At 64.4% G+C, this 6141-nt stretch carries 5 protein-coding genes; 2 read left to right on the top strand and 3 right to left on the bottom strand.

What is annotated here, in order from left to right:
- Positions 1–81: 81 nt before the first annotated feature.
- Both LB559_RS32170 and LB559_RS32165 read left to right on the top strand, forming a co-directional pair.
- Complete coding sequence (locus tag LB559_RS32170) at positions 82–1851, top strand: type I secretion system permease/ATPase (RefSeq protein ID WP_224675859.1); 1770 nt, start codon at positions 82–84, stop codon at positions 1849–1851.
- Positions 1848–3197, top strand: coding sequence for an HlyD family type I secretion periplasmic adaptor subunit (locus LB559_RS32165; protein WP_224675858.1), 1350 nt, complete (start codon positions 1848–1850; stop codon positions 3195–3197). Before LB559_RS32170 ends, LB559_RS32165 begins: the two co-directional genes overlap by 4 nt.
- Before the next feature lie 21 nt (positions 3198–3218).
- Here the strand turns inward: LB559_RS32165 and LB559_RS32160 are convergent, their stop codons facing one another.
- The 3 genes from LB559_RS32160 to ppaT all read right to left on the bottom strand — a co-directional run bounded on the left by LB559_RS32160 (position 3219) and on the right by ppaT (position 6138).
- Positions 3219–4055: a sulfite exporter TauE/SafE family protein gene (locus LB559_RS32160; protein ID WP_127366123.1), complete on the bottom strand. Its 837-nt coding sequence runs from the start codon at positions 4053–4055 to the stop codon at positions 3219–3221.
- Positions 4056–4179: 124 nt separating this feature from the next.
- Positions 4180–4926, bottom strand: coding sequence for a pyridoxal 4-dehydrogenase, SDR-type (gene pldH, locus LB559_RS32155; RefSeq protein ID WP_013529873.1), 747 nt, complete (start codon positions 4924–4926; stop codon positions 4180–4182).
- Between the two features lie 33 nt (positions 4927–4959).
- On the bottom strand, positions 4960–6138 hold the full coding sequence (ppaT, locus tag LB559_RS32150) for a pyridoxamine--pyruvate transaminase (RefSeq protein WP_063168890.1): 1179 nt from the start codon (positions 6136–6138) through the stop codon (positions 4960–4962).
- Between the last annotated feature and the right edge of the window lie 3 nt (positions 6139–6141).

Raw genomic sequence — 6141 nt, 5'->3', positions numbered from 1 at the left:
CTCACACTCCCCCCGGGGGGCCCCCCCGGGCGCCCCCCACTTCTCGCACGAGATGTCATCCCGCACACCAGAGAAATAACGATGAAAACCAGGCAACAGCCCCCTGCCCTGCAGGTGGTGATGAAAGAGGTCAGGCGCGCTATCCGCCCGCTGATCTGGTTCAGCGGCGGCATCAACGTGCTGATGCTGACCGGGGCGTTATACATGCTCCAGGTCTATCACCGCGTACTGTCCAGCCACAGCCTGGAGACGCTGGTGATGCTGTCGCTGATGGCGGCTGCCGCACTCGCGACGATGGCTGGGCTGGAGGTGGTGCGCGGGCGTCTCCTGGCCAAGGTCGGATCGTGGATGAACGCGCGCCTGGGACCGGTTCTGCTGACCGCATCGGTGGAATACGCCGCCTCGGCGCCTGGCCAGGCCAACGCCCGTCCGCTGCGCGATCTGGACCAGGTGCGGAATTTCTGTACCAGTCCGAGCATCTTCCCGATCCTCGACGCGCCTTGGGCGCCGCTGTTTTTCGCCGCCATATTCGTCATGCACCCTTGGCTGGGTTGGCTAGCGCTGGGCGGCGGGATCGTGCTGTTTGCTTTGGCGCTGCTCAACGAATACCTCACACGCAAGCCGTTGACCGAGGCCGCAAGCGCACAGTCGCGGGCCTATGTGCAAGCCGAGGCGGCGATCCGCAACGCCGAGGTCGTCCAGGCGATGGGCATGTTGAAGCCATTGCTGGAAGGCTGGAAGGCCCAACAGGACGAGGCCAACAAGGGACAGGTTCTTGCCGCCAACCGTGGCGGCGTCATCGCAGCTATCGCGCGTTGTCACCGGCTGGCCCTGCAAATGGCCATACTCGGCCTCGGCGCCTATCTGGTTCTTCGCAACGAGGCTTCACCCGGCATCATGATCTCCGCCTCGATCCTGATGGGTCGCGCCTTGTCACCGGTCGAGCAAGCGATCGGCACATGGAAGGCGACGGTGGGAGCGCGTGCCGCTTACAAACGCCTCACCGCGGTCGCCGGACAGCACCGGGAAGCCACACCGGTCCTGCCACTGCCCCGTCCGAAAGGCAGGTTTGAGGCCGACAACCTTGTGCTTGCCCGACAGGGTGGCGAGCACATCCTGAAAGGCATCAGCTTCCGTCTCGAGCCGGGTGAAGCGATGGCCCTGATCGGTCCGAGCGGGGCCGGCAAGACGAGCCTGGCGCGCATACTTGCCGGTGCCTGGCGCCCGTCGGGGGGGCGTGCCTTGCTGGACGGAACGGATGTTGCCCAATGGGCGGCGGAAGACCGTGGCCGTTATGTCGGCTATTTGCCGCAGGACATCGAACTCTTCGCCGGCACCGTATCCGACAACATCGCCCGCTTTGCGACGGTCAATCCGGCGGTCTTCCAGCACGTGATCAAGGCAGCGCAGTTGGCCGGCGTCCACGAACTCATCAAGGGGCTGCCGAAGGCCTACGGCACCGAGATCGGCGAGGCGGGTGCGATACTGTCGGGCGGGCAGCGCCAACGCATCGGGCTGGCGCGGGCACTCTACGGCGACCCCACGCTGCTTATCCTCGACGAACCCAATTCCAACCTCGACAGGGAGGGCGAGGAGGCATTGATTGCCGCTCTCGGCGTGGCCAAGGCGACGAACACAACCGTTATCCTGATCGCGCACCGCGCCAACATCTTGGAGAAGGTAGACAAGATACTGGTCCTCAACAGGGGTCAGCAAGATCTCTTCGGGCCGCGCGACCATGTCTTCAACGAACTCGCCAGCCGCGTCAGCAAGGTGGCCCATCTGCCCAAGGCTACCCAGTTGCCTGCCCTCGAAGTGGTCAAGGAAACCAAAGAGGTCAAGGAAGCATGAGCCGCCCCCCGGAATTGAACGTCGTGCCGCTGCCCCTTCCGCCGCCCACCCTGCTGCAACCGATGCCGCTGCGTCTCACAGGCGTGACCTGCACCGGGTTCGCGATCATGTTCCTGTTCTTCGGCGTCGCGGGAGGTTGGGCGGCCCTGGCACCGTTGGACAGCGCCGCTGTGGCGCCGGGCGTTATCAAGGTCGCCGGCGACCGCAAGCTGATCCAGCACCTCGAGGGCGGCATCATCGCGGAGTTGAACGCAGCCAACGGTGATGTCGTCAAGGCCGGCAAGATCCTCGTCCGGCTCGACGACACGCAGGCAAAGGCGCAGCTCGACCTGATTCAGAACCGGATAGCAACGCGCGAGGCGCTGGCCGCGCGTCTCAGGGCCGAGCGTGACGGCAGGGCCGAGATCGAGTTCGATCCGGCGTTGCTCGCCAACCCCGCCACCGCCGCAAGGGACGCGGTGGCCGCACAGCGTGACGTGTTCGCTGCGAAGCACCACAATCTGGCGGACGAGCGGGAAATCCTCAGCCAGCGCCGCCACCAGACCGAGGAGGAGATAAAGGGACTGGAAGAGCTTATCGTCACCAAGGACAAACAGATCGAGGCAATCGAGGGTGAGACCAAAGACCTCGAGAGTCTCCTCAAGAAGGGGTTGACCACCCGCGAGCGGAACCTGTTGCTCAGACGCCAGCAGCAGGAGATCGAGGGCGAGCGCGCTACCAATATCGCCGCAATCGCCCGCGCCAGAAGCGCCATGGCCGAGATCGACATGCAGATCCTGAACCTCGATACGGTGCGGCTCAACGAGTCCGTCGATGAGTTGAGCAAGGTCGAGGCGGAACTGTTCGACCTGAGACAGGAGGAGCGTGCCGCCAGGGACGTGCTTACCCGTACCGATGTCGTCGCACCGGTTGACGGCATCGTCATGGATCTGAAGGTCCACACCGCGGGCGGTGTCGTGAAACCCGGCGATACATTGATGACGATCGTACCGCTCGGACAACAACTCGTGGTCGAAGCCATGGTCAAACCGGAGGATGTCGAGACGATCGCACCCGGACAGCCCGCGCGCGTCAGCTTCCCGGCCTTCGCCCGCTACAACCTGCCGCCGCTCGAGGGTGTCGTGGAGATCGTGTCGGCTGACCGCATGGTTGAGGAGCGCAGCGGCGCACCGTATTTCGCCGCGACGGTTGTGATCGACAAAAGCGAACTCGGCAAGCTGGAGGGCCGCAAGCTGCTGCCCGGCATGTCGAGCGAGACGATGATCCGGACGGGGGCTCGCACCGTTCTCTCTTATCTCGCCGAGCCGATCACGCAGAACTTCCGCCGAGCCATGCGGGAAAAATAGCCGTACGCCGCCCAGCGAAATTCAAGACAGCAGCATTCGCCCGGCCGTGATCGCCAGGAAGAATGCAAAGGCAAGTTTCAGGTAGCGCGGGTTGAGCGCGTGGGCGAGCCTTGCGCCCAAGGGTGCGAAGAGGAAGCTCACGGGCGCTATGATGGCAACCGCCGGCAGGCTGACGTAACCCAGGCTGAGCGGAGGCCTGCCTGCGATTGCGAGACCCGACCAGATGAAGCCAGCCACTGCCGGAAGCGCAATAAGCAGGCCAAGCGCCGACGATGTGCCGACGGCCCGGTGCACAGGAAAGGAAAAGCTGGAAAGCGTCGGCACCGAGAGTGTGCCGCCACCGATTCCCATGAGCGAAGAGACAAAGCCGATGACAGAGGCGATCGCGCGGTTGATCCAGCCGCTTTGCGGCAGGTGATCGGAGATCACGAGGTGCTTCGGCAACGCCATGTTGAGGGCCACCAGCAGGCCGACGACGCCGAAAACCAGCCGCAAGCCGGCGCCCGGGATGAACTTCGACGTGATGCCACCGATCAGGGCACTCACGAAAACGGCCGGTCCCCACAGAGTGAGCAGAGGCCGATCGACATTGTTGCGCCTGTTGTGCGACCGCATTGACGAGATCGAGGTGGGGATGATGACCGCAAGCGACGTCGCGACAGCCAGATGGCTGATCACAGCAGGCGAAAAGTGGAACAGGCTAAGCACCCAGAACAGCACCGGGACGATGACGATGCCGCCGCCGACCCCCAGCAGACCGGCGAGCACGCCGGAGGCCATTCCGGTCATGGCCAGACCGGCGACCAGCATTGCAATCGTCAGCCCGTCGAAAACCGACGTGTCGAATCCGAAGTCCACTGTGATTTTTCCTTGATTGGCCGACTGCGGCCTTGCGGATACATTTTTGGCCGCGCCTGTCCGCCCGTCGCGACCTGGGTGCAGATCGCCCGAAAGCGTACAGAGGTTTGGGGTGCGGAATGCTTTAGTGGCGCACCATCCCGGCGTCGACATTGAGCGTCTGGCCGGTGATCCAGCGCGCATCGTCGGAGGCCAGGAACGAGACCACATCGGCGATATGTTCCGGCTGCCCCTTGCCTTTCATCGCCTGAAGCATCTCGACGAAGCCGAACGCCTCATTGTGCGGGCTCGCCTTGACGCCGTCGCTCTCGATCAGGCCGGGCGTCACCGCATTGGCGGTGATGTTGTATTTGCCGAGTTCGGTGGCGAGCGCCCTGGTGAAGCCGATGACGCCACCCTTGGCCGCGACATAGGCCGCCATGTTCGGCGTGCCGGCAAAGAAGGTGTTGGATGCGATGCTGATCACCCGCCCAGCTTTGCCTGCCGCACGCATCTGGTCCGTGCCGGCGCGGCTGACGATGAAGGTGCCTGTCAAATTGACGTCGATGATCTTGCGCCAATGGTCGAGGTCGACATCGTCCCAGGCGACGAACGGCACGATGCTGGCATTGTTGACCAGGATGTCGATGCCCCCGGTCAGGGTCTGGATTTCGGCGAAGAGTGCCTTGACGGAGGCCGGATCGGAAATGTCGGCGGCAATCGCCCTCGCCCTTCCGCCTATTGCCGCGGCCGCCGCCTTGGCGCCTTCGGCATTGATGTCGCTGACGATGACGGTTGCCCCGTCGGCGGCGAGCCGCGCGGCGATCGCCTTGCCGATACCCTGCGCAGCGCCCGTAACCAGGGCCGTCTTCCCCGCAAGCCGTTCAGTCATGAAAATGCTCCCTCAATCCGTGGTGATATCTGTTCAGGCGTCGGCGTCGATCACGGCCAGCGCCGCGTCGATACCCCTGCCGATCGCCAGTTTCTGGCCGGCCGCGTTCATGGCGCCGCCAAGTGCCGTCAGCGCCGCGATCGCATAGATCGGCTGGGCGGTCGGACCCATATGGCCGATGCGCGTCAGCTTGCCCAAGGTCTCGCCGCGGCCAGACGAAAACACCACCCCGTAACGGGCGCGGGCAGCCTGGCGAAGCGCCTTCTCGTCGACACCTTCGGGCGTGCGGACAGCGGTCGTGGTCGGCGACGCGATGCTGTCGCTGGCCGCCCAGATCGACAGGCCCATCGCAGCAATGCCCGCGCGCATGGCCTTGGCGGTGAGCGCGTGGCGCGCCCATACCGCCTCCGGCCCCTCATTGAGATAGAGGTCGAGCGCGACATCGAGCCCGTTGATCTCCGAGACCGACGGCGTGAACGGAAACGGCTTATCCCGCGACCACGCATGCTCCCAATCGACGATGCTCAGCATCGACGCGCGGGGGGCTGCCTCGTTGCTCTTCATCTTGGCCCAGGCCCGCTCGCTGACGCCCATCATCGTCAGGCCGGGAGGCGCGCCCAGGCATTTGTTCGGGCCGGTGACATAGATATCGGCCTTGCAGTCCTCCGGGTGCGTCTGCATGCCGCCAAAGGACGAGACGGCGTCGACGATGAGATAGCCGCCATGCGCTGAGACCAGCGCGCCGATGGCGTCGATCGGATTGATGGTGCCGGACGGCGTGTCGTGGTGGCAGACGGAAACGACGGTGATCTCCGGGTGCGCCTTCAGCATTGCCTCGACCGCCTGCGGATCTATCGCCTCGTTGTAGGGCACCTCGATCTCAAGCAGATGTGGCGAATAGCGCTTCGCCCAATAGCCGAACCCCTTGCCGTAAACGCCGGAGGCAAGGTTGAGCACGACATCGTCCGGCGTGATCAGCGAGGCCGCGGCGGCCTCCAGGCCAAGCACCGGCTCGCCATGCAGGATGACCGGCTTGTTCGACAGCCGCATCGCCTTTTGCGCCTTGTCGACCACACCCTCATAGAAAAGCTGGAACGCCGGGTCGTAGTCGTAGAGCACCGTGCGTCCGAGGCCGCGCAGCACTTCGGCATAGGCGTTCACCGGTCCCGCGGTCAGGGTGATGACCGGATCGGCGTGTTCGAGATAGCGCATCGT

This window comes from Mesorhizobium sp. BR1-1-3, from assembly GCF_020165455.1.
Taxonomy (GTDB): Bacteria; Pseudomonadota; Alphaproteobacteria; order Rhizobiales; family Rhizobiaceae; genus Mesorhizobium; species Mesorhizobium ciceri.
The sequence above is the reverse complement of the archived record's forward strand: the minus strand, read 5'-3'. Positions and strand labels throughout refer to the sequence as shown.